Origin of the sequence: Sulfuricystis thermophila (assembly GCF_004323595.1) — a bacterium.
GTDB classification, from domain to species: Bacteria; Pseudomonadota; Gammaproteobacteria; order Burkholderiales; family Rhodocyclaceae; genus Sulfuricystis; species Sulfuricystis thermophila.
Window position 1 is genome coordinate 1,613,382 of sequence record NZ_AP019373.1, and the last position, 22,676, is coordinate 1,636,057.

A 22,676-nucleotide genomic window follows, 5' to 3' on the forward strand; every position below is an offset into this window, starting at 1 on the left:
GTCGCTAGGCGTTGCTGTGCTCGGGCCATGGGATGCCCTCCTGATCGATCGCCGCTTGCAGAGAGGGTGAAGCACGCGAATAATCGATCAGATCGATTCGAAACGGCACGTTCGATTCTTCGAGCGCTTCGCGGATCGCCGCCAGTTCGGCAGCATCGAAGTTTTGGTTGGCAATGATCGCGAGATCGATGTCCGAGGTGCGTCGCGCATCACCCCGAGCACGGGAACCAAATAGCTTCAGCTTTGCCCCCGTGCGCATCAACAATGGAGCGAGGATGCGCTCGATGGCAATCTGGTCGGCTGGGTTCAGCAGGCTTTCGATCGATTTATTCATATGCTTGGATGCTGTGAATCGCCTTGCTTGCCGTCCCGCCAGCGCCGACTTTCAATCCTGTCCGAACAGGTCGCGGCTGTAGACCTTGTCCGCCACGTCGCGGATCTCGTCGGTGATGCGGTTGGCGACGATGACATCGGCAAGACGCTTGAATTCCGCCAGGTCGCTGATGACGCGCGAGCGGTAGAACTCGGGCTCGCTGAGCACCGGCTCATAGACGATCACCTCGATGCCCTTGGCCTTGATGCGCTTCATGATGCCCTGGATCGAGGAGGCGCGGAAATTGTCCGAGCCGGCCTTCATGATCAACCGATAGACGCCGACGATCTTCGGATTCTTGCGGATGATCTCGTCGGCGATGAAGTCCTTGCGCGTGGTGTTCGAATCGACGATCGCGCGGATCAGGTTCTGCGGCACGTCGCGGTAGTTGGCCAGAAGCTGCTTGGTGTCCTTGGGCAGGCAGTAGCCGCCATAGCCGAAGCTCGGATTGTTGTAGAAGTTGCCGATGCGCGGGTCGAGGCAGACGCCATCGATGATCTGGCGCGTATCGAGGCCGTGCGTAGCGGCGTAGGTGTCGAGCTCGTTGAAGAAGGCGACGCGCATCGCGAGGTAGGTGTTGGCGAACAGCTTGATCGCCTCGGCCTCGGTGCTGCCGGTAAACAGCACTGGGATGTCGGGCTTCAGCGCCCCCTGCTTGAGCAGGTTGGCAAAGGTCTCCGCCCGCGCAGAACGCTCGCCGACGACGATGCGCGAAGGGTAGAGATTGTCGTGCAGCGCCTTGCCTTCGCGCAGGAATTCCGGCGAGAAGATCAGATTCGTGCAGCCCAGCTCGGCGCGCGTCTTGGCGGTGTAGCCGACCGGCACGGTGGATTTGATCACCATCACCGCAGCGGGATTGATGGCCATCACGTCGCGGATCACCGCCTCGACGGACTGGGTGTTGAAGTAGTTGGTTTCGGGATCGTAGTCGGTCGGCGTGGCGATGACGACGAAATCGGCCCCCGTGTAAGCCTCCTGCTGGTCGAGCGTGGCGCGGAAGTTCAAGGGCTTGTGGGCGAGATAATCCTCGATCTCGGCATCGGCGATCGGGGACACCTTGCGGTTGAGCATCGCCACCTTTTCCGGGACGATGTCGAGCGCGACGACTTCGTTGTGCTGCGCGAGCAATACGCCGATCGAGAGGCCGACGTAACCCGTTCCGGCAATGGCAATTTTCATGATCAGACCTTGAAATAGTCGCGATACCAGGCGACGAAGTTGGCCACCCCCTGCTCGACCGGCGTGGCCGGCTTGTAGCCGAAATCACGCACCAGATCCTGCACGTCGGCATAAGTGTCAGGCACATCGCCGGGTTGCAGCGGCAAGAGTTCCATTTCGGCCTTCATCCCCAGCGCCTTTTCCAGCGCGGCGATGTAGTCCATCAGCTCGACCGGGCTGTTGTTGCCGATGTTATAGACGCGCCAGGGGGCGAGGCTGCTGCCCGGATCGGGGTGATCGCCCGACCAGTCCGGATTCGGCTGCGCGGGCTTGTCGAGCACGCGAATCACGCCTTCGACGATGTCGTCGATGTAAGTGAAGTCGCGCCGGTGCTTGCCATAGTTGAACACCGGAATCTTTTCGCCGGCGAGGATCGCCTTGGTGAATTTGAACAGCGCCATGTCCGGCCGGCCCCAGGGGCCATAGACGGTGAAGAAGCGCAGGCCCGTGGTCGGCAGCCGGTAGAGATGGCTGTAGGTATGCGCCATCAGCTCGTTGGCCTTCTTGCTCGCGGCATAGAGCGAGAGCGGATGATCGACGTTGTGATGCACCGAGAACGGCATCGTCGTATTGGCGCCATAGACGCTGGAACTCGAGGCATAGACGAGATGCTCGACACCGTGATGCCGGCAGCCTTCGAGGATGTGGCCGAAACCGACCAGATTGCTGTCGATGTAGGCGAGCGGATTTTCCAGCGAATAGCGCACGCCGGCCTGGGCGGCGAGGTTGATGACGCGCTGCGGCTTGTGCTCGGCGAAGGCCGCCTCCATCGCCTTGCGATCGGCGATGTCGATACGCAGATGGGTGTAATGCGGGTGATGGGCGTGGCGCGCCAGGCGCGCTTCCTTGAGCGCCGGATCGTAGTAGTCGTTGTGGTTGTCGATGCCGATGACGTGATCGCCGCGTTCCAGCAGGCGCAGCGCCAGCGCCGAACCAATGAACCCGGCCGCGCCGGTGATGAGGACTTTCATGAAGGATTCCCTGTCGTTTCGTGCATTTTATGCGTTCATGACATTGCGCAGGAAGGCGTCGAACATCAACAGCACCCAGATCGGCGTGCTGTGGTCGCGGCGGCCCGCTTCGTGCTGTTCGACGATGCGGCGGATCGCGTCGCGCTCGAACCAGCCGGTACCGAGCAGCGGGCCGCCGAGCAGGCCGTCGCGCACGCGTTGCCGCAGCGGCCCGCGGAACCAGCGCGCCAGCGGCACGGCGAAGCCCATTTTCGGCCGGTACATGATGTCGTGCGGCAGATGCGGCTCCATGGCTTTTTTCAACAGGAACTTGCTCTCGCCATTGCGCACCTTGAGGCTGCTCGGCAGCGTGGCGAGCCATTCGACCAGCGGATGGTCCATCAGCGGTTCGCGCACTTCGAGCGAATGCGCCATGCTGGCGCGGTCGACCTTGGTGTTGATGTCGCCGATCAGATAGGTGTGCAGGTCGAGATACTGGATCAGCGCCAGCGGGTCGTCGGTGTCGGCGCGGGCGGCATGGCGGTCGAACACGGCCTGCGCGTTGTAGCCGCCGAGCTCTGCCTTGAAGGCGGCGCTGAAGATTTGCGCGCGCTGCCAATTGCGGATCACCGAGACGCTGTGGAAATAGGCTTCGACCGAGGTGCGCGCCAAGGCTTCGAAGGTGGTCTTGGCGCGGAAGATGCGCGGCGCCCAGTCGGCCTTCGGATAGAGCCGGCCGAGCAGGCCAAACAGCGGCCGACGCAGCCCCAGCGGCAGCAGAGCGCGCAGCTTTTCCTCCATCAGATGCAACTGGTAACGGCGGTAGCCGCCGAAGCTCTCGTCGCCGCCATCGCCGGAGAGCGCCACTGTCACGTGCCGCCGCGCCAGCTGACAGACGCGGTAGGTCGGGATCGCCGAGCTGTCGGCATAGGGTTCGTCATAGAGCCTTGCCAGCGTGTCGATCAGGTCGAAATCGTCGCTCTCGACCCGGTCGACGAAATGGCGTGTGTGGTAACGCTCGGCCACCTGCTGAGCAAAGCGCGCCTCGTCATAGGCCGGATCGGAAAACGAGATCGAGCAGGTATTGACCGGTTCCGCAGACAAACCGGCCATCATCGCCACCACCGCACTCGAATCGACCCCACCGGAGAGGAAGGCGCCGAGCGGCACTTCGGCGATCATGCGCAGGCGGATCGATTCTTCGAGCCGGCGCTCGAGCTCATGACAAGCCTCGTCGAGGCCGATGCGTTGATCGAGCGTGAAGCGCACGTCCCAGTATTCGCGCGGCTCCGGCAGTGCCGTGCCGCCACGGCCGACTTTCAGCGTGCAGGCCGGCGGCAGCTTTTTCGCCTGTTTGAAGATGCAGCGCGGCTCGGCCACATAACCGAGCGCGAAATATTCTTCGACGGCCAGCGGGTCGATCTCGCGCTTGAGGCCTCCGTGGGCGAGCAGCGATTTCAGCTCGGAGCCGAACAGGAAGGTGCCGTCGTCGAGCAGCGCATAGAACAGCGGCTTGACGCCGAGCCGGTCGCGGGCGAGAAACAACACTTCACGATTGCGATCCCACAACGCAAAGGCGAACATGCCGCGAAAGCGCTCGACACAGGCCTCACCCCACGCCTCCCAGGCATGGACGATGACTTCGGTATCGCTCTTGGTGTGGAAAACATGGCCGAGCGCCTGCAGTTCCGGAATCAACGCCTGGAAGTTGTAGATCTCGCCGTTGAAGACCACGCAGACACTGCCATCCTCGTTGTAGAGCGGCTGCTGGCCGGTGGACAGGTCGATGATCGATAGGCGGCGATGGCCGAGGCCGACGCCCGGTTCGAGATGCAGCCCGCCCTCGTCCGGCCCGCGGTGGAACTGGCTTTCGTTCATCCGCTGCAACACGTCGCGGTCGATGGCGCGCTTGCCGCGGGTATCGAAGATGCCGGTGATGCCGCACATGATTTATTGGCTATTCCTGTCCGAATGCTGCTCAGAAAGCAGCTGATCATAAACCTGCCGATAGGCCGCCACCATCGCCTCCAGGCTGAAGCGCCGCTCGACCTCCGCCCTGCCCGCGCGGCCATGAGCCTGCGCGATTTCGGGTTGCTGCGCATAGGCGAGGATCGCCTGGGCCATCGCTTCGGCATCGTCGGCGGCGACGAGTCGGCCGGTGTTGCCATCGCTCACCAGCTCGGGATTGCCGCCCACCCGTGTGGCGATCACCGGCAGACCGGTCGCCATCGCTTCGAGGATGGTGTTGGAAATGCCCTCGGCGAGCGAAGGCAGCACGAAACAGTCGAGGCTGCGCAGCAGTTCGGGCACGTCGTGACGCTCGCCCGGCAACCAGGCGAGATCGGCGATACCCGCCGCGGTGAGTAGTGCCTGCGCTTCTGTCCGCAAAGGCCCGTCGCCGACCATCACCAACCGCAGGCGGGGCCGCAGCTCGGGAGCGATCTCCAACGCGCGGATGAAGGCCCGCGCCAGCAGGGTTTGGTTCTTGACGGTCTGCATACGGCCGACCGTGCCGATCAGCCAGTGCTCCGGGCGCCGGAAAGGGCAGTCCGCGAAGGTCGCTTCCGACAAGCGGGCAGGATGAAATCGCTCGGCATCGACGCCGTTGTAGATCTGCGTCACCTTGCGCGATGCGATGCCAACGCGGTCGACGAGATAGCGCTGCAGATCGCGCGACAGAGCGATCCAGTGGCTGACGAAGGGGTTGTAGGCGCGGCGCACCCAACGATAGGTGGCATTGCTGCCATCGAGATCGCCGACGTCATAACCATGCTCGCCATGCAGCCGCACCGGCACGCCCGCCAGCCGGGCCGGCACGGTGACCTCCAGCGCGGCGAGATTGCGTGAATGGACGATCGCCGGTTTGAGTTCCCGCAAGATGCGCACCAGGCGCGGAAACAGCCGGTACAGATGCCCGGGCGGCTTGTTCAGGCTGATATAGCGTACATCGTCGCGCTGGATGCGCCGCTTGAAGTCGGTCACCTCGGTGAGGGCAAGGATCGCATGGCGGTAGGCATCTGCCGGCATGCGGTTGATCAGGTTGACGACGCCGTTTTCCAGCCCGCCGACATCGAAGCGGTAGAAGACGTGCAGGACCAGTGGCCGCTCATCGGGCTTGCCGGTCATTTGAGATGGTCGATGTACCACGCCATCGCTTCACGCAAACCGGCATCGATGCGATGCGTCGGCGCATAGCCGAGCAGCCGTTGCGCCTTGGCAATGTCGGCGAGCGAATGGCGCACGTCCCCCGGACGGAAATCGCGATGGATCGGTTTGAAGTCGTGCAAGTGGGGATAGCGTTCTGCCAGATGCCCGACGAGGAAGTCACAAAGCTGGTTGAGCGAAGTGCGCTCGCCGACCGCGACGTTATAGACATGATCGACGGCCAGGGGATTTTCCGTCGTCGCGGCCAGCAGATTGGCCTGCACGGCGTTGTCGATGTAGCAGAAATCGCGGCTCGTCTCGCCATCGCCGTTGATATAGACCGGCTGGCCACCGATCATCGCGGCAATCCATTTCGGAATCACGGCGGCATAGGCGCCATTGGGATCCTGGCGCTTGCCGAAGATGTTGAAATAGCGCAGACCGATGGTCTTGAAGCCGTAAGTGCGGGCGAACACCTGGGCGTAGAGCTCATTCACCAGCTTGGTGACGGCATACGGCGAAAGTGGTTTGCCGATCTTGTCCTCGACTTTCGGCAGATCGGGATGGTCGCCGTAGGTGGAGCTGCTCGCGGCATAGACGAAACGGCTGACCTTGGCATCGCGCGCCGCGACCAGCATGTTGAGGAAGCCGTCGATGTTGGCCTGATGGGTATTGATCGGATCCTCGATCGAACGTGGCACGCTGCCCAGGGCGGCCTGGTGCAGGACATAATCGACCGCATGCCGCGTCGCCCCCTGCTGCCACCACATCGCTTCGCGGCAGGTCGCGAGATCGCGAATGTCGCCTTCGATGAAGTGAAACAAGCCTTCCAGCTCGCTTCGTGCGCGGCCGGTGGCGGCGCTGGCATCAGCGAGCGCGGCATCGAGATTGTGGTGATAGCCGGTGGCGAAATTGTCCAGCCCGACCACACGCTGACCGAGCTTCAGCAGGGTTTCCAGCAGGTTGCTGCCGATGAAGCCGGCAACCCCCGTGACCAGCCAGGTGCGAGGGGAGGCACGCAGATAGTTACACAGTACGTCGTATGCCGTCATGATAACGCGGATCGTTGCACAGGTGCCAGCAGTTCTTTGACCTTGTCACCCGCCTGCTGGGCGAGCAGCGGATTCTGCAACCACATCTGGATGGCGAATTCGCGCAACTCCTCGGCCTGCTCCAGACGCAGCAACAGCGTCTCTTGCGGGATGATGACTTTGGCATCAGGTGGTACTTGTTCAGACATTCGGATCCTCTCCTCGCTGAATCTTTTCCAGTGCCTCGATATCGAGCCGATCCCTCGGTCGATTGGCATGACGTTTCAGTTCGAGCAGATCCCCGATCGAGGCAATCATCACTTTTCTGCCGAACAGTTCACCAACAACAGCGTTTTGGATCAAGCGTTCGAAAGGTACCGAAGGATGCACGAGGATATCGACAATCTTGCCGCCAGGCTGAGACTCGCGCAGAGAAAAAGCCAGCATACCCTTTTCACGGTGCCAAGCCTCTAGCTGAGCAGAATTGCGCAGCGCGTCGAGCGGTACCGGAATGTTCGGCTGTAACCCATATTTTCTGGCAACGCCGATGAATCTTTCGAGATTTGTATCGTCCATCGCCAAAACCAGATCGATATCCAGCGTTGCGCGCATATAGCCATGCAACTGCACCGCCAGGCCACCCACCAAAACGTACGAAACCCCGGCATCGGCCAGCGATTGCAGCAGCTCGGCAATTTTCATCGATGTGCCACCAGTCGCCTCGTCACATCCGCCAAAGCTTGAAGCCCGCCTTGGTGACGACCTTCGGATCGTAGGCCGACTTGACGTCGACGAACACGCCGCCGGGTTTCAGTTTGCTGGTCAGCCGCTTGAAGGACATGTCGAGATACTGCTTGTGCGAAACCGCAGCGACCAGCGCATCGGCCCGCTCCGGCAGCGCGTTCCATTTGACGAGCTCGATGCCATATTCGTGCAGCGCTTCGTCCGGCTCGCCGAGCGGGTCATGCACGGCCACCTTGCAGCCGAAGGATTGCAGCTCCTTGACCAGATCGGCGACTTTCGAGTTGCGCAGGTCGGGACAGTTTTCCTTGAAGGTGAGGCCGAGCACGATGACCTGCGCCCCTTTCACCGGGCAGTCGTTGTTGATCATCTGCTTCACGGTCTGCTGGGCGACCCAGCTCGCCATGCCGTCATTGATGCGCCGGCCGGCGAGGATCACCTCGGGGTGGTAGCCGAGCATCTCGGCCTTGTGCGTCAGGTAGTAGGGATCGACGCCGATGCAATGGCCGCCGACCAGCCCGGGCCGGAAGGGCAGGAAGTTCCACTTGGTGCCGGCCGCCTGCAGCACTTCGAGCGTGTCGATGCCGATGCGGTCGAAGATGATCGCTAGTTCGTTCATCAAGGCGATGTTGAGGTCGCGCTGGGTGTTCTCGATCACCTTGGCGGCTTCGGCGACCTTGATGCTGCTGGCCTTGTGCACACCGGCGGTGATCACCGAGGCATACATCTGCTCGACGAAGCGCGCGGTCTTTTCGTCGTCGCCGGAAACGACCTTGACGATCTTCGTGATGGTGCGTTCCTTGTCGCCCGGATTGACGCGCTCGGGCGAGTAGCCGACGTGGAAATCCTTCTGCCACTTCATGCCGGAATGTTTTTCCAGCAGCGGGATGCACACCTCTTCGGTCGCGCCCGGATAGACCGTCGATTCATAAACGACCGTGGCGCCCTTCTTCATATATTTGCCCACCGTCGTCGAGGCGCCGATGAGTGGCGAGAAGTCCGGGATGTGCGCCTGATCGACGGGGGTCGGCACGGCGACGACGATGAAATCGGCCGCGGCGATGGTGGCCGGATCGGTACTCACCGAAAGCTTGGTGGCGGCCTTGAGGTCGGCGCTGCTCACCTCGCCGGTCGGATCGATGAATTTGCGGTAGCTGGCGACCTTGGCTGCCGAGAGATCGAAGCCGAGGGTCTGATATTTCTTGCCGAATTCGACCGCCAACGGCAGGCCGACATAGCCGAGGCCGACGACGGCGACGACGGTTTTTTCCAGTGATGATGGCTGGGTCGTCTTTGCTTTGGATTTCGCTGCAGCTTTGTTTTTGGTCATCGAGATTCCCCTTCGAGTTTAGATGGATGTCGTGGATTCTAGCGGCGGCGGGCGGCATCTTCGAGCAACGCGTCGAGCTTGTCCCCCGCAGCGGCGAGGAAATCGCTCAGTGCGGCTTCGCTGCCGGGTTCGAACGCATAGACGAAGACCGCTGCGGAGGCATCGCCCCGTCCGCTCAATTTCTCCCATGCCAATCGCAACTTGCCGAGCATGTCGTTGATGACGACGTGGCCGTCGATCCAATACCAATGCCAGACCGTGAGGCGCGGTGGATCGGCAGCCAGCAGCGCGTCCAGACTGCGCAAGGTGCTGCTATGCACGCTGACACGCTTCGCGCCCAGCGGGGCTTCGCGCTGCGCCCGCCCGACTTGTGCCCAGGCCTTGTTCGCGCTCGTCACCAAGCCATTCGACGAGCTGATCAGCTTGCGTTGGTAATTCTGGTGTTGATACCAGGCGATGAAGACACCGATGCGCTGTTCGCCCCTGGCGAAGGTCGCGTTCAGTGTCGTCGTCGGATTGGCATAGGCCGGCTGCCAGTCGGTCAGCGGCGCTTCGAGCCGTTGCCAGCCCCCTGTAGCCAGTGCTTCCGGCGATAGTTGCAGTGCCGGGAGCACCGGACCACTATCCAGCAACGCCAGCACGCCATGGGGCGCCAGCGCGATCGACGAGGCCAAGACCATGGCCACCCACACGTTCCGTGGCTGGGGAGCAGCGCGACTTTGCCTTTCGACCCTTTCGGCCTCGGCAGGCGCCGTAGTTTCGGATTCGCGCCAGCGCAGGCCGATCGCGAACATGATCAGCATCACCGCGCCGAAGAACACCCAGCCGTAGATCAGGTGATCGACGCCGACGGCGAGCGTGTTGCCGGAGAGGTGGCCAAGCATGACGATCATGTATGCGCGCAGCCAGTTGGCGACGACTGGCACTGCGATCGCCACCCCGACGAAGATCAACCGGCGCTTCAGCGAGCGGTAATTGAGGTAGGCATAGAGCGTACCGACGACGATCGAGGCGATCAGATAACGGATGCCGCTGCAGGCTTCGACCACCGACCATTTGCCCGAGGGAATGACGAAATGCAGGCCTTCCTGATAGACGGGGATGCCGGAGGCACGCAAACCCATCACGGTGAATTTCGCCGTCCAATCCATCATCGCCGGCATCACGAATTCGCCGAACGGTACCGCGAAGAACAGGAATGCGAGGGGAAAGAGGATACGTTTTGCGGCGGGAAGACCGATCACCAGCGGCACGGCGAGCACCAGCATCGCCACCAGTGCGAACTGGGTCAGCACATTCACTGCGACCAGCTCGCCCAGCAACCAGCCGAAGGCGATCAGGGCCAATGGCAGTAAGAGCCAGGGCGTGGGGCGCGGCGATTCCTGTGCCAGCAGATGGCGTTTTTCCCAGATCAACCAAAGGCTGATCGGTGGCACGAGGAAGGCATGATTGAAGGTTCCCGAACGCCACCAGATCTCGACCATCGCGCGTGCCGTGTCGAAATAGAGCGCGAGCAGCACCAGCTCGATGACGACGAGCGCAACGCCGGCCTGCTTCCAGCCCGCAGCGGGTGCAAAAGTCGGCGCTGACGGCACGGCACTGTTCATGGCACGAGGGAATCGAGATGGCGGTCGATCACGGCGAGATGGGCGTCCCAACTGTAGCTGGCCAACACCCGGCGGCGGGCAGCCCTGCCAATGTTATCAGCATGGACGGGATCGGCCAGCAGCGATTCGATGCGGGCTTGATATTCATCGGCGCTTTCGGCGACGAGCAGCTCTTCGCCGGACACAGCGGCGATCGGTTGTGCGCAGGTCGCCGAGGCGACCACCGGCCGGGCCATCGCCATCGCTTCGAGCACCTTGTTCTGGATGCCGCGGGCGATGCGCAGCGGCGCGACGACCACGGCGGCATGGGCGAGATACGGGCGCACGTCCGGCACCGTGCCCGTTACCACGACACCCTCACCTGCCAATGCCTGCACCGTCGGGTCTGGACTGCGGCCGACGATAAAAAAGCGCAGCGCCGGATGGCGCCGCCGCAACCCGGGCAGGATTTCGTTGGCGAACCAGACCGCGGCATCGATGTTCGGCCAGTAATCCATCGCGCCGGTGAACACCAGGGGAATTTCCTCGTCGCGATAAGGCGAGTCGAACCCCTGCTCGGGCGAGAAGAACTCGGCATCGACGCCGTTGCCCATCGCCTCGACCCGTCCGGCGCACTCCGGTGCCGCGGCGAGGAACAGATCCCCCTCGGCATCGGTGACGAAGAAGGCATGATCGGCCTGGTGTGCCACCGCTCGTTCGAAGGCAAACAGTCGCTCGCCCTCACGACGATAAAGCCAGGACAAGGGCCAGCGATGCGTCGTGGCGTACTGCCGCCATTTGGCCGAATCCATATCGACGAAATCGACCAGCGTCGGCAGCCGTTCCATGCCGGACAGGTAATCGGCCATCACCGACGAGAACACGATTGCCGCATCGATGTCTGCCGTCTCGCAGGTGTGCCTCACCCAATCACGCAAGCCGGCATCCCGGTAGTAAGGCAGCGACAGCGCCTCGCCGCTCAACAGGCCTTTCAGGCTGCGCAGCTTCGCCCGCCGTGGCGTCAGCCGCGCGACGCGCATGTCGGCACAATACGCGCGCACCGCGTCGAGCCAGACTTCGTCGGCGGGATCATCGATGAAGGTGCCGAGATAGATCTCATGGCGCTGGGCCAGATGCTTCATCAGATGGAAGGAGCGCACCTTGTCGCCCTTGTTCGGGGGATAGGGCAACCGATGCACGAGATAGAGCAGCTTCACGGGCTATCAGCCGAGGTTGCGCACGATCAGCGGCCCGAGCCGATTGGTGAGCCACAGAGGCAAACGGCGCCAGGTGGCGATCATCAAGCGGTATTTCGGGTTGTTCGGGTTGTTCTGCGGAATGCTGTCGCGCTTGTAGAGACGGTATTCGTAGGACAGCGGCTTCGGCTCGAAGCCCCAGTTCTTCTTGAAGGCATAGGAGCCGGCGCCGACCTTACTGCGCCCGTAATCGAACACCTTCAGCCCGCGCGCGCAGGCGCGCCGCATCAGTTCCCAGTACTTGAAGTCGTTGGCCGCCAGTTCGCGCGCCCGCACGTCATCGCCGGCATAGTAGGGCAGTACCTCGTCGCGGAAATAGAAGCTCAGCACGCTGCTGACCGGCGTGCCGGCGGCATCGACGACGGTGAGGATTTCGCAATCCTGGCCGAATGCTTCGCGCAGGCGGTCGAAATAGCGTTTCGGCAGGGCCGGGGTGCCGTGACGACGCACGTTGTCGGCATAGAGGGCGAAAAAGCGTTGCGTGTCGCTATCGATTTCGGCGCGCAAACCGTGCTTGATGCCTTTCCTGACCATTGCGCGCTGCTTGCGCGGGATGGCCTGCAGGTTGGCCTCCTCATCCGGCAGGATCTCTTTGCGGAAAGTCACGTAAAGGTCTTGTCGCGGCCAATCGGCATGCCGTGGCGTGAGGTTGCGGTATTCGAGGTGATCGACGTCGAGCGCGCCTGCCAAGGCCTCCGCCTCGGCTTCGAGCGCTGCGGCGGCCTCCGCGCTCGTGGCGACGACCCCGCCATAGACGCAAAAAGGCAAGGACACCAGCGCATTGCCGAACAACCGGCTCTTGACCTGCGCGAGCGGCAGGATGCCCTCGATCGCGCCCTGGCGTTCGGCAAACAGGAAATGAGTGCGATGGCCGAAGACCTCGCGCAGGATGTCCTGCCAGGCGGTGCGGTGGAAAAAGGTCGCCTCGGGTTGTGCGGCGACGAAGGCATCCCATCGCGCGATGTCCTTGGCATCGGCAGCATCGAGCCGGCGCACCCTCAGGTCGCCAGGGCGAGACGATACAGTGGATTCGCTCATGAGCCGAGAAACACGCGGTCCATGCGGTCCCAGCAGAAATCGGTGAGCAGCCGCTCGAGCCGCTGCTCCATCCGATGCAGGTTGAGATAGTGACGAAAGCGCGTCTTCACATCGATGCCCGGGATGCGCGGCTGCGCCGGGTCGATTTCCCAGGGATGGAAATAGAACACCGCCGGTTCGCCCTCGATCTCATTGACATGGGCGATCAGGCGCCGCGAGATCGCATAGGGCAGCAGGCGGAAATAGCCACCGCCGCTGGCCGGCCAGTTGCGCAGGAAGGCGCGTACTGTCGTCGGCGGAATCTCCAGCACGCCGGCATCCGGCACATGGGAAAAGCGTGGTGCGTCGGGCATGCCGTAATGGTCGTGGCGCACCGGATAGACGCTGGAGCTGTAACGATGGCCAGCCCGCGCCAGCGTCTCGAAGGCCCAAGCACGGTTGCTGGCGTCGATCGAAAAACTCGGCGCCCGGTAGCCTTTCACCTCTTGGCCAGAAAGGTCTTCGAGAATCCCCTTGGCGCGCAAGACATCGTCAGCGAACGCTTCGCGTGAGAGCCGGTTTGCACGCTCATGGCCATAGCCGTGGCTGGCCAGTTCATGACCATTGGCGACGATCTCGCGCACCACGCCCGGATGACGTTCGGCGATCCAGCCGAGCGTGAAAAAGGTCGCCTTGACATTGTGCCGGTCGAGCAAGGCAAGGATACGCGCGACGTTGCGTTCGACGCGGCATTCACGCTGATCCCACTCGCCACGATCGATGTACGGTGCGAAAGCCGAGACCTGGAAATAGTCCTCGACATCGATGGTCAGCGCATTGATCTTCATGCGTCTTCGCTTTTCGTGGCTTCCGTATCCGTCTTCTTGTCCGCAGCATTGCGGGCAGCCTTGCCGACCCGCGCGGCATCGACCAATTGCTGCAATACGCGCAGCATCATGGTGTTCGTCTGTTCGAGGCGCACCAGGCTGCGCTCGAGCCGCAGCAACCGATCGGCGATGCGCCGGTTGCTGATGCTGGTGAGCGTCTTGCCGGCCTCCTGCGCCGTCTCGGCATCGATCTGCAGCGCCGCGCTCTCGGCCGTGGCGAAATCCCCTTCCAGCGCCTGCGGGGCGAGCAATGCCGCGGTGGTCGGTTTGGCGCCGGCGCCGATCTGGCCGCCCATCTCATTGACGACTTCCTGAACGTCTTCCTTGCCGAAAAGCTTCTTGTCGTTCAGGAATCCCAGCAGCAGCAGCCGATCGCACAAGGCGTTGATCCGGCGCGGGATGCCGCCGCTCGCTTCATAGATCGCCTGATGCGCCGCATCGTCGAACTTCGGTTCGCCCTTGGAGCCGGCACAGCGCAAGCGGTGGTAGATGTAGTCGCGCGTCTCGGCAGCGCTCAGCGGGCCAACGTGACAGGCGGCGATCACCCGCTGGCGCAGCTGCTCCATCTGCGGGCTCAACATGATGGCGCGGAATTCCGGCTGGCCGACGAGGAAGCTTTGCAGCAGCGCATGCGACTCGAACTGGAAATTCGACAGCATGCGCAATTCTTCGACGGCGCGTGGCGTCAGGTTCTGGGCTTCGTCGACGATCAACAGGCAGCGCTTGCCGCGCCGCGTGATCTCGACGAAAAAAGCCTCCAGCGCCAGGATCAGGTCGGCCTTGGCCAGATCCTTGAAGCGCACGCCGAAGGCGGCGGCGACCATGCGCAGAATGTCGTCGGCATCGAGCTGGGTGCTGACGATCTGCGCGGCGACGACCTTGTCCTTGTCGAGCGCATCGAGCAGCCCACGCACGATGGTGGTCTTGCCGGCGCCGATCTCGCCGGTGACGACGATGAAGCCCTCGTTCTGATGCAGGCCGTATTCCAGATAGGCCTTGGCGCGACGGTGCTGTTTGCTGTCGAAATAGAACGCAGGGTCGGGGTTCAGCTGGAAGGGCTTGACCTTCAAGCCGTAAAAAGCCTCGTACATGCGCGCGTCTCAGAAGGAGGCAGAAAGCGTACCGGTTATCGCATGCTCGGTGTAATCCTGAGTGCCAACGCCGGCATTGTCGTAATTGTTCTGGCGCAGACCGATTGATGCCGTGGTGCGAACGCCGAGTTTCGTCGTGTAGAGCAGCGAGATCGAGCGCAGGCGAGAATCCTGGCCGGCGGCGTCACCGCGACTATGCGAGGTGAGCGCATTCAGCGTCAGGTTGCTGATGGGTGAGAGCTTGTGCGCCCAGCTGCCGCTGAAGCCCGATTGACGGATGTTCTGCGTCAGCGCGAAATCGTCGAGTGCACTGACGCCGGTGCCCAACCGGGTGTTGCTGCTGCGTTGGGCAGTGAAGGTCACCGTGTTGTTCGCGCCGGTGAGTGACAGCGAAGCCTGCTGCCGCCGCTGGATGTACGGCTGGGCGGTCACGACATTGCCATAGATCAGGCTATTCGCCGGAATGCCCGCGCTTTGTAGCAATGCACTGACCACCTGGGCGCGCGCAACGGGATCGGGAATGCTGGAAGCCAGCTGCAGGAAGAGCAGGTCGTAGGCGGTCGACACCGGTGCGGTGGTGAATTGCTGGGCCGGGATGACCACGCTGCGGGTATCGATGAATTTCCAGGCGGTCAAGGCGGTGCGGTGGCTGAAGTCGATGGTATGACCATTGCCGAAGCTGCGTTTTTCCTTGGCCAGTTTGAGCAGCGTGCGCTCGGTGGGCGCCCAGTCGAGCCCGTAGCCGGTGACGGTGCGGTGCTGCCACTGGAGATTGCTGTAGTTGTCGGATTCCCGACCGGCGCTGACGTTGAATTTGAGCTGTGGATCGAAGCGATATTCGAGCGTGCCGATCACACGGCTGGACTTGCTGTCCCGCACATTGAAGCTGGTGCGCTGATCCTCGGCGAGCAGCGACCAGCCGAGCAGCGCCAGCGGTGTGTTGCCAGACAGGCGACCACTCCAAATCTGCGTATCGACATCGGAGCCGGTGGCATACAGACCGCTATCCGCCGTGGTGCGGACATTGCGGTAGCGCAGCTCGTAGTTGACGTTGCTGGCGCCGAAATAGCCCTGCACATAGGGCGACCACTGCCATGAGGTAGTCTGGCCGCGGTTGCCATTGATCAACTCATTGTTCGCAGTCTGCGTCCCGAACACCGAAGTGGCATGCTGGGCGACGCTGGCAAGCGCATCGAGGAACAGCCATTGCTCGACCAATTCGGCCTTGCCGGACGCCGACAGCGACATCTGATCGTTGTTGTAGCGGTTTTCGCTGGCGTAGAAGTTGTTCTGCCAGCTGAAATTGAGGTTGCCGCTGACGCGCCCGCCTTTGCCATCGATGCGGATCGCCGGCGTGATGCTGGTGATGAGATCGCTCTTCTTGTCGGCCTGCCCTGGTCGCACGTTGTCGGTGAGCGTGACGCTGCCGGAGATGCTCGGCGTGATCAGCCACGCCGGTCGACTGGTCGGAGCATCGGTGGTTTCTTGGGCCAGAGCATCCATGACGACGAAGATGCCGCCCAGCATGCAGCCCAGCAGTACTGCCGACTTGCGGGAGGTCGTGCGGGAGGTCACGGTAGCGCCCTCTGCCAGGTCAAGTTCGCGCAGCGCTGGCGCTGGATTTCGCCGCATAGCCATAACCGTAACCATAGCCATACCCATAACCGTGGCCATCGACATGCCCCGTCGTCTTGTTCAGCACCGCCATCTTGACCGGGCAGGACTCGATCGCGGCGATCGCATTCCTGACCTCGGCGTGCGTCGTGCTTTCGGCCTTGACCACGAGCACGACCTGGCCCATGTGCATCGCCAGCGCGCGTGCCTCGGTGGTCACCAAGAGGGGGGGCGAATCGAAGATGATGATCCGGTCGTGATAGCGCTGCGCCATATCGGCGAGCAGATGATTCATCGCCTCGCTGGCGAGCAGTTCGGTGGCCCGCGGGTGCGGCGTGCCAGCCGGCAGCACCGAAAGCTTTTCGATATTGGTTCGCAGCAGCACCTGGCTCAGATCGAGCGTCGGATCGGTGAGCACGTCGAGCAGCCCCCTTTCCTCGTCGAAGCCGAATACCTCGGGCAACGACGGACGTGCCACGTCGGCATCGACGAGCAGGACGGTGTGATCGAGCTCCATCGCGATGCTGATCGCCAGGTTCGCCGCCATGAAGGTCTTGCCCTCGCCGGGCAGGGCGCTGGTGACCATGATCAGGTTGGCGTCCTTGACCGGCGCGGCGCCCTTGCCGCTGACATTGTGCAGCAAAGGCCGCTTGATGACGCGCATCTCGTCACCGAGCTGCGAACGCACACTGTCGGGCGTCAGGATGCCATGGGCGGTCAGCACGTTCATGTCGAGTTCGACCCGGCGCGACTGCGCAACCCCCTGGGCATCGGCGGGTGCCGTGCTGCCAGCGCCGACTTTTCGAGCGGTCTCACCTACGGACGGCTGGGGCTCAGGGGCCACCTCCACACCGGCGCGGCGCAGCTCTTCGAGACGTTTGGCGGCTTGTTCAATGATATCCATCGTATCCCTCAAACCGCACGGAAAATGATGATGCCGACCACGGTGATCGCCACAGCGTAAAGGCCGACGAAGGCGCCCAGCCCGGCAACGAAGCGTATCAGCGCACGGCGCTCGCGCTGCTCATCCGCCGGCGTCGTGATCAGCGAAACGGTGCCCAGCAGCGGCAGGCCACTCGCTTCGCGCAGCGTGCGCGCATCGAAGAAGGCGGGCCGCAGCTGGCTGGCGGCAAAGCTCGCCGCGAGTCCGATCAGCAGGGAAGCCACCAGGGCCAGCGAGAGCAGGATCGCACGGTTTGGTCCGACCGGTGTGCGCGAGGCACGCGGCGGATCGATCAGGCGAAAATCGGCGACGCTCGAGACATCGGTCATGCTTTCGGAGATCGAAGCCGACTCGCGCCGCTGCACGAGACTGTCATAGTTCTTCTTGTGCACCTCGTAATCACGGTTGAGCTGGGCATACTCGGCCTCGATCTCGGGTAGCAGCTTGAGCCGGCTCACCGCCTTGTTGTAGCGCGATTCATATTCGGCCACCCGCGCCCTGAGCGCCGCGATGGTCGCCTCCGTCTCGGCGAGCGAGACTTTCATCTGTTGATATGCCGGGTTGGTGTTGACCGACACGGCCGCAGGATTGGCGGCCGCCGCCTTCTTGCGCGCAGCGATCTCCTTCGCCTTCTGTTCTTCAAGATCCTTGATGATGCGCCGTGTGCCGACCACGTCGGGATGCTGTTCGGTATAGCGCTGCAGCAAGGCATCGAGATTGCGTTTCTGGGTTTCGATCCGGCCATCGATCTCGGGAATCGAGACGGTCGACTCCAATCCCGGCGCGTCCGGCAGCAAAACCGGCTCTTCTCCGGCGAGCTGACGTTTGAGGGCGTCGCGGCTGTTTTCCGCCTCGCGCAGTTCGAGCCGCGCCTGGCTCAATTGTGCGCCCAGCTCGGCCAGACGGCCGCCAACGCCGCCTTCCTTGTCCAGCCCGACTTCGATGTTCTGCAGCTTGAACTGCTTGAGCCGGTTTTCCGCCTCTTCCAGCTTCTTGCGGTAGAGAGCGATCTGCTCGTCGATGAACTTGCGCGCCGCATCGGTATCGCTGCGTTTGCTGCCCAGACTCGATTCGACGAAGATCGTCGTCAGCGACTGCACGACCTTGCGGGCCCGCTCCGGATCGGTATCCCGATAACCGAGCGTATAGAGGTTGTCACGACCGACGCTCTTGATGCTCAGCGCCGCCGTGACCTGGTCGATGAGCGCTTCCTTTTCCCGTGGCGACGTGACTCCCAAGTCGAGGTCCGCCATACGGATCAGCTTTTCGACATTCGGGCGGCTGATCAAGGTGCGGCTCAACATCGCGATCTGCTGTTCGGTGTTGGCCGGCACGGTCAAACCGGCCAACAGGGGCTTCAGCACCGAATCGGTATCGACGAAAATGCGCGCCGAAGCCTCATATTTGTCGGGGGTCACGAAAACGGCGATCGCGGCGGCCAGGCCCACGCCCCAGGCCACGAACAGCCCCAGCCAGCGGTGCAGCCACATGCCGCGCAAAACCAGCCGGGCCTGTCGTACCAGTTCTTCCATCGATGAAATTCCGCCGGGTTGTCTTGACCTATTGCATCAGAACCAGCTGCGCGGAATGATCAGCACGTCGCCGGGTTTCATCTCGACGTTCGCCGAGACATCGCCACGCTTGACCAGATCCTTGAGGCGCACGCCATACTGCTTGTTGCCATCGGAAGGACGCAGGATCGAGGCGCCGTTGCCATCGGCAAAATCGGTCAGGCCGCCGACGGCGATCATCACGTCGAGCAGCGTCATCTTCTGCTTATAAGGCAACACCTGCGGTTTGGCGGCCTCGCCGATGACGCGGATCTGTTCGCTGTAGGGGCCGACGAACTGGGTGACGATCACGGTGACCACCGGATCACGGATGAATTTCGCCAGCGCCTTTTCGATGTCGCGGGCCAGTTCGGTCGGGTTCTTGCCGATCGCCGGCAGATCCTCGATCAGCGGCGAAGCCAGCTTGCCGTCGGGGCGCACGGGCACCGACATCGATAGCTCCGGATTGCGCCAGACGACGATATTCACGGTGTCGCCGGGGCCGATGTGATAGTTGTAATCGTCCGAAGCCGCCTGTTGCGGCGCAGGGGGATAGGCATTCGAGGCACAGCCGGCCACGAACACTCCCGCCAGGGCTACGAGCAGCAAACGCAGCATGGCCGCCCAGAAACTCCGCATGCTTCCAATTTCATACATGACCCTTCTCCCCTACCTTGAAAGTGATAGCCCCAGGCACGAACCCACTCGCGGTATTTCGCGGTGGATTCATCCACTATAACCACTCACCGTGACAATACGTTAACGGACAAACATCAATATACTTTAAAAGCATAACATAATCACTTGAATTTCTATGGCCCCGGAACTTTCCGGCATTCGAGCAATGCATTTCCGCCATATGACGAGAAATTCGTCGCTGACATGACCAAAACCTCGCCAACAAGGTCTCATCGCCGTCTTGCTCGGGACCACGGCCCACAGATGGCAGGCCAGGTCTATCTGGTACGGGTGGTTTTCAGCCTCATGAGCGTGCTGCTCGTCGCGGTCAATGACGCTTCTTGCCTTCAACAGGCCGGCGCGCACGGATTCCTGATACTCGCTGGGCTGCTCTACCCCCACCTCGGCCATCTGTTCCTCGGCAGATTCGATGCCGACCTCCGGCACGGACATGTGCTTTTTCTGCTCGACGGTTTTTTTACCGGTGCGGTGATCGGGGCACTCGAGTTTGCCTGGCTGCCAAGCTCGGTCCTATTCGTCATCTGCCTGTTCAACTGGATGATCGTTGGCGGTATCCCGCTGACGGGGTCAGGCCTGGCGCTGTTGGTCGCCGGCGCCCTGCTTACCGGGAGTCTGCCGGCGACGCTGGCGAGCATTCCTTCGGGCTGCCCTGCTTCGCTTTGGTCGGCCGCCGCACTTTTCGCGACATATTTTCTGATCGTCGCCCAGGTCATCCACCGCCTCATCGGTACGCTGCAGCGGCAGCAGACCCTGCTGCAGGCAAACAGCGATGCCGCCGATGCGGCGCGCAGCCGGGCCGAGCAGGCTTTGCTCTCCGCTTTTCCGCGCAGTGTTGCCCGCCAGTTGGAAACCACTGGCAAACACCCCCCCGAGCGGTTGCCGAGCGCGGACTTGTTGCTGATCGAGCTCGACGGGTTTGCCTCCCCACCCGGCGATCTCGGGGCGCTACAGCAGTCCTGGCAAGAGTGCGACGCAATCCTGACGCGCCATGGCATCGAGCTGATCAAAACCTGCGGCGGCCGGGCCATCGCACTCGGGCGCGACCCGTCTGGGCTGGCGGCATTGGTCGATGCGGCACAGGAAATCCTCAGCCACTTTTCAGATCATGGTGGCCAGCCCGGCAGCGAACACGTACAGCCACGGCGCGTCCTGATCCACCGGGGTGCGGTGACCCTTGGCTTGGTGCAACCGGAACGGCTGAATCTGGATCTCACCGGCCCTGGCATCGAAGCGTTGCTGGCGCTTGCAATGCAAACCAAAGACCTCGCCCCGGAGGGGCTGATCGTCTCACCCGCCGCATTGCGTCATTTGCGAGACACCACCGACTTTCAGCCATTTCCGGCCGAAGCCGACACGCCGCTGTTTCATTTCGCACGAATCGCCAGCACGCGATGAGCCCCCATGCAGAACCGCTTTCTGCCCGACATGCGGCACTGGTCAGCGCAGCACTGAGTCATCTGTGTGGCACACTCGATGAAACGAGTCTCGCCGCGCTGCTGGGTGATGCCCAACCAGTTCGCATTGCCGTCGGCGACATCCTCTACCGCCAGGGGGAGCCCGGTGACTGCCTGCACGTCGTGCTCAGCGGCCGTTTACAGGTCAGGGTCAGGGACTCTGATGGCCACGAGAGAATCGTCGCCTATCCACAGCCCGGCGACGTCGTCGGTGAAATCGCCTTGTTGTCGGGTGCCGGGCGGGCGGCGACCATCACCGCAGTGCGTGATACGACCCTCGCCGCGATCCCGCGCACAGCGATCGACAAACTCGTCGCCCACCAGCCGCAAGCCTTCACGAACATCGCGCGCATGATCATCGCGCGGCTGACTGGACAGCGCGGTCACATCGCGACCCGCAGCGGCGCGCGCACCCTACTGATCGTGCCGCTCCATCGCAGCCTTGCCACCCGCCCGTTATGCGATGCACTGCGGCTCGAACTGCTGCGTTTCGGCAGCGTGCTGCAGCTCGACACATCGGCCGCCGCGGTACGTTTCTCCGCTCCGCCGGGCCCTGATTACGGACATCATCTCGACAGCTGCGAGCAGGAACACGATTTCCTGCTGCTCGTCGCCGAGCCGGCGCCGAGCGAGTGGAACCGTATCTGCCGTGGCTATGCCGACAAGATCGTGCTGCTCGCCGATGCCGCGCTCGAACCGACCAGCACCGAATTGGAACGCTGGCTGTTCGACATGCCGGAAAGGGATCATCACGCAGACGTCCATCTGGTCCTGGTTCATCCCGTCGGCACAACGCCACAGCGGACGCGGGACTGGCTTGCGGCACGCCGGGTCGACCGACATCATCATCTGCGCAATGGCAATCGCGAGGACATCGCGCGCCTGGCACGCTTCCTCTCTGGCCGTGCGATCGGATTGGTGCTCGCCGGCGGCGGCGCGCGCGGTTTCGCCCATCTCGGTGCGATTCGTGCGCTGAACGAAGCAGGCGTGCCGATCGACATGGTCGGTGGCGCCAGTTTCGGGGCGCTCGCGGCGACGGGGCTGGCCCGCGGTTTGAGCGATGCCGAAAGCTTTGCTGAACACCGCATCGCCTTTACTTGCGAAGATCCGCTCGGCGACTACACGTTACCGATCGTCTCGCTGGTGCGGGGCGAGCATCTGAACCGGGTGCTGCGCAGCCATCTGCCGATGGACATCGAGGATCTGTGGCTGCCCTTCTTTGCCGTATCCAGCGACTTGTCGGCCAACCGGGTGCGCGTGCATGAGCGCGGGCCGCTTTGGCAGGCGATCCGCGCCAGCGTATCGTTGCCGGCGATCCTGCCCCCCGTGATCGAAGACGGCCATCTGCTGGTCGATGGCGGGGTATTGAACAATCTGCCGATCGACATCATGCACAAACGCATGCAGGGCGTGATCATCGCCGTAGACCTCGCCGTCGATACGCTCGGAGAGATGGCTTACCAGCGCATTCCGGACAGCCTGGAATATCTCGCCGATCAAATCCTTCCCGGCAGACCGCACGCTGCGGCGCCCACGCTGTCGCGTATCATCCTCCAAGTCACCACACTGGCCAGTCGCAAAGAAGTCGAGCACGCACGCAAGCTTGCCGACCTCTACCTGAATCCCCCTTTGGAAGACTTCGATTTCCTCGACTGGCGCAAGATGCGCGACATCGCCGATGCGGGTCATCGACATGCGCTGCCACGCGTGCGGGAGTGGCTCGCCCGCCATCCACACTATGTGCGCCGGCCAGGATTCATGAACGGCTGGCAGTTCGGCCAAGCCACCTGAA

At 62.6% G+C, this 22,676-nt stretch carries 20 protein-coding genes; 2 read left to right on the forward strand and 18 right to left on the reverse strand.

The features are described 5' to 3' along the window. Positions 1-4 precede the first annotated feature (4 nt). Genes M52SOB_RS08090 through M52SOB_RS08175 form a run of 18 tightly spaced genes read right to left on the reverse strand, consistent with a single transcriptional unit; the run spans position 5 to position 19,370 of the window. On the reverse strand, positions 5-334 hold the full coding sequence (locus tag M52SOB_RS08090; RefSeq protein ID WP_131111379.1) for a nucleotidyltransferase family protein: 330 nt from the start codon (positions 332-334) through the stop codon (positions 5-7). Between the two features lie 51 nt (positions 335-385). Continuing rightward, entirely contained in the window at positions 386-1,552 is a 1,167-nt protein-coding gene (locus M52SOB_RS08095; protein WP_131111380.1) for a nucleotide sugar dehydrogenase, read from the reverse strand. Positions 1,553-1,554: 2 nt separating this feature from the next. After that, positions 1,555-2,562 carry an NAD-dependent epimerase gene (locus M52SOB_RS08100; protein ID WP_131111381.1) on the reverse strand — a complete coding sequence of 336 codons (1,008 nt, stop codon included), beginning with the start codon at positions 2,560-2,562 and terminating at the stop codon, positions 1,555-1,557. A gap of 27 nt (positions 2,563-2,589) precedes the next feature. After that, the gene (locus M52SOB_RS08105; protein WP_131111382.1) at positions 2,590-4,488 is read right to left on the reverse strand and encodes an XrtA/PEP-CTERM system amidotransferase; all 1,899 of its coding nucleotides are present in this window, start codon (positions 4,486-4,488) and stop codon (positions 2,590-2,592) included. Between the two features lie 3 nt (positions 4,489-4,491). Further along, positions 4,492-5,667: a TIGR03088 family PEP-CTERM/XrtA system glycosyltransferase gene (locus M52SOB_RS08110; protein ID WP_131111383.1), complete on the reverse strand. Its 1,176-nt coding sequence runs from the start codon at positions 5,665-5,667 to the stop codon at positions 4,492-4,494. After that, positions 5,664-6,737, reverse strand: coding sequence for an SDR family oxidoreductase (locus M52SOB_RS08115; RefSeq protein ID WP_131111384.1), 1,074 nt, complete (start codon positions 6,735-6,737; stop codon positions 5,664-5,666). The genes M52SOB_RS08110 and M52SOB_RS08115 overlap by 4 nt, the downstream gene beginning before the upstream one ends. Further along, positions 6,734-6,925 carry a hypothetical protein gene (locus M52SOB_RS08120; protein WP_131111385.1) on the reverse strand — a complete coding sequence of 64 codons (192 nt, stop codon included), beginning with the start codon at positions 6,923-6,925 and terminating at the stop codon, positions 6,734-6,736. Before M52SOB_RS08120 ends, M52SOB_RS08115 begins: the two co-directional genes overlap by 4 nt. Then, entirely contained in the window at positions 6,918-7,418 is a 501-nt protein-coding gene (locus M52SOB_RS08125; protein ID WP_131111386.1) for a hypothetical protein, read from the reverse strand. Before M52SOB_RS08125 ends, M52SOB_RS08120 begins: the two co-directional genes overlap by 8 nt. Positions 7,419-7,440: 22 nt before the next feature. Next, entirely contained in the window at positions 7,441-8,787 is a 1,347-nt protein-coding gene (locus M52SOB_RS08130) for a nucleotide sugar dehydrogenase (protein WP_131111387.1), read from the reverse strand. A gap of 38 nt (positions 8,788-8,825) precedes the next feature. Next, positions 8,826-10,394: an exosortase A gene (gene xrtA, locus M52SOB_RS08135; protein WP_131111388.1), complete on the reverse strand. Its 1,569-nt coding sequence runs from the start codon at positions 10,392-10,394 to the stop codon at positions 8,826-8,828. Continuing rightward, positions 10,391-11,590 carry a TIGR03087 family PEP-CTERM/XrtA system glycosyltransferase gene (locus M52SOB_RS08140; RefSeq protein ID WP_131111389.1) on the reverse strand — a complete coding sequence of 400 codons (1,200 nt, stop codon included), beginning with the start codon at positions 11,588-11,590 and terminating at the stop codon, positions 10,391-10,393. The genes xrtA and M52SOB_RS08140 overlap by 4 nt, the downstream gene beginning before the upstream one ends. Before the next feature lie 6 nt (positions 11,591-11,596). Beyond that, positions 11,597-12,667 (reverse strand): FemAB family XrtA/PEP-CTERM system-associated protein, encoded by a 1,071-nt coding sequence (locus M52SOB_RS08145; protein ID WP_131111390.1) that lies wholly within the window; start codon positions 12,665-12,667, stop codon positions 11,597-11,599. Next, positions 12,664-13,494, reverse strand: a complete 831-nt coding sequence (locus M52SOB_RS08150; protein WP_131111391.1) for an XrtA system polysaccharide deacetylase — start codon at positions 13,492-13,494, stop codon at positions 12,664-12,666. Before M52SOB_RS08150 ends, M52SOB_RS08145 begins: the two co-directional genes overlap by 4 nt. Then, positions 13,491-14,624, reverse strand: a complete 1,134-nt coding sequence (locus tag M52SOB_RS08155) for an XrtA/PEP-CTERM system-associated ATPase (protein ID WP_131111392.1) — start codon at positions 14,622-14,624, stop codon at positions 13,491-13,493. The genes M52SOB_RS08150 and M52SOB_RS08155 overlap by 4 nt, the downstream gene beginning before the upstream one ends. A 9-nt stretch (positions 14,625-14,633) precedes the next feature. Then, positions 14,634-16,199, reverse strand: coding sequence for a TIGR03016 family PEP-CTERM system-associated outer membrane protein (locus M52SOB_RS08160; protein ID WP_172601792.1), 1,566 nt, complete (start codon positions 16,197-16,199; stop codon positions 14,634-14,636). Positions 16,200-16,218: 19 nt separating this feature from the next. After that, a complete protein-coding gene (locus M52SOB_RS08165; RefSeq protein ID WP_131111394.1) occupies positions 16,219-17,142 on the reverse strand; it encodes an XrtA-associated tyrosine autokinase in 924 nt (307 codons plus the stop codon). Between the two features lie 8 nt (positions 17,143-17,150). Next, positions 17,151-18,713 (reverse strand): XrtA system polysaccharide chain length determinant, encoded by a 1,563-nt coding sequence (locus tag M52SOB_RS08170; RefSeq protein WP_131111395.1) that lies wholly within the window; start codon positions 18,711-18,713, stop codon positions 17,151-17,153. Between the two features lie 36 nt (positions 18,714-18,749). Then, positions 18,750-19,370: an XrtA/PEP-CTERM system exopolysaccharide export protein gene (locus M52SOB_RS08175; protein ID WP_172601793.1), complete on the reverse strand. Its 621-nt coding sequence runs from the start codon at positions 19,368-19,370 to the stop codon at positions 18,750-18,752. Between the two features lie 303 nt (positions 19,371-19,673). Between M52SOB_RS08175 and M52SOB_RS08180 the strand changes: the two genes are divergently transcribed. Next, entirely contained in the window at positions 19,674-20,825 is a 1,152-nt protein-coding gene (locus M52SOB_RS08180) for an MASE2 domain-containing protein (protein ID WP_172601794.1), read from the forward strand. After that, on the forward strand, positions 20,822-22,675 hold the full coding sequence (locus tag M52SOB_RS08185; protein ID WP_131111397.1) for a patatin-like phospholipase family protein: 1,854 nt from the start codon (positions 20,822-20,824) through the stop codon (positions 22,673-22,675). Before M52SOB_RS08180 ends, M52SOB_RS08185 begins: the two co-directional genes overlap by 4 nt. The last annotated feature ends 1 nt before the right edge of the window (position 22,676 follow it).

What these genes read in the sequence shown, in the direction of transcription:
- M52SOB_RS08120 (WP_131111385.1), bottom strand. Translation starts at nt 6,925, where the DNA reads ATGTCTGAACAAGTACCACCTGATGCCAAAGTCATCATCCCGCAAGAG.
- M52SOB_RS08105 (WP_131111382.1), bottom strand. Translation starts at nt 4,488, where the DNA reads ATGTGCGGCATCACCGGCATCTTCGATACCCGCGGCAAGCGCGCCATC.
- M52SOB_RS08165 (WP_131111394.1), bottom strand. Translation starts at nt 17,142, where the DNA reads ATGGATATCATTGAACAAGCCGCCAAACGTCTCGAAGAGCTGCGCCGC.
- M52SOB_RS08185 (WP_131111397.1), top strand. Translation starts at nt 20,822, where the DNA reads ATGAGCCCCCATGCAGAACCGCTTTCTGCCCGACATGCGGCACTGGTC.
- M52SOB_RS08115 (WP_131111384.1), bottom strand. Translation starts at nt 6,737, where the DNA reads ATGACGGCATACGACGTACTGTGTAACTATCTGCGTGCCTCCCCTCGC.
- M52SOB_RS08090 (WP_131111379.1), bottom strand. Translation starts at nt 334, where the DNA reads ATGAATAAATCGATCGAAAGCCTGCTGAACCCAGCCGACCAGATTGCC.
- M52SOB_RS08155 (WP_131111392.1), bottom strand. Translation starts at nt 14,624, where the DNA reads ATGTACGAGGCTTTTTACGGCTTGAAGGTCAAGCCCTTCCAGCTGAAC.
- M52SOB_RS08110 (WP_131111383.1), bottom strand. Translation starts at nt 5,667, where the DNA reads ATGACCGGCAAGCCCGATGAGCGGCCACTGGTCCTGCACGTCTTCTAC.
- M52SOB_RS08130 (WP_131111387.1), bottom strand. Translation starts at nt 8,787, where the DNA reads ATGACCAAAAACAAAGCTGCAGCGAAATCCAAAGCAAAGACGACCCAG.
- M52SOB_RS08145 (WP_131111390.1), bottom strand. Translation starts at nt 12,667, where the DNA reads ATGAGCGAATCCACTGTATCGTCTCGCCCTGGCGACCTGAGGGTGCGC.
- M52SOB_RS08150 (WP_131111391.1), bottom strand. Translation starts at nt 13,494, where the DNA reads ATGAAGATCAATGCGCTGACCATCGATGTCGAGGACTATTTCCAGGTC.
- M52SOB_RS08180 (WP_172601794.1), top strand. Translation starts at nt 19,674, where the DNA reads ATGGCAGGCCAGGTCTATCTGGTACGGGTGGTTTTCAGCCTCATGAGC.
- M52SOB_RS08100 (WP_131111381.1), bottom strand. Translation starts at nt 2,562, where the DNA reads ATGAAAGTCCTCATCACCGGCGCGGCCGGGTTCATTGGTTCGGCGCTG.
- xrtA (WP_131111388.1), bottom strand. Translation starts at nt 10,394, where the DNA reads ATGAACAGTGCCGTGCCGTCAGCGCCGACTTTTGCACCCGCTGCGGGC.
- M52SOB_RS08170 (WP_131111395.1), bottom strand. Translation starts at nt 18,713, where the DNA reads ATGGAAGAACTGGTACGACAGGCCCGGCTGGTTTTGCGCGGCATGTGG.
- M52SOB_RS08095 (WP_131111380.1), bottom strand. Translation starts at nt 1,552, where the DNA reads ATGAAAATTGCCATTGCCGGAACGGGTTACGTCGGCCTCTCGATCGGC.
- M52SOB_RS08125 (WP_131111386.1), bottom strand. Translation starts at nt 7,418, where the DNA reads ATGAAAATTGCCGAGCTGCTGCAATCGCTGGCCGATGCCGGGGTTTCG.
- M52SOB_RS08175 (WP_172601793.1), bottom strand. Translation starts at nt 19,370, where the DNA reads ATGCGGAGTTTCTGGGCGGCCATGCTGCGTTTGCTGCTCGTAGCCCTG.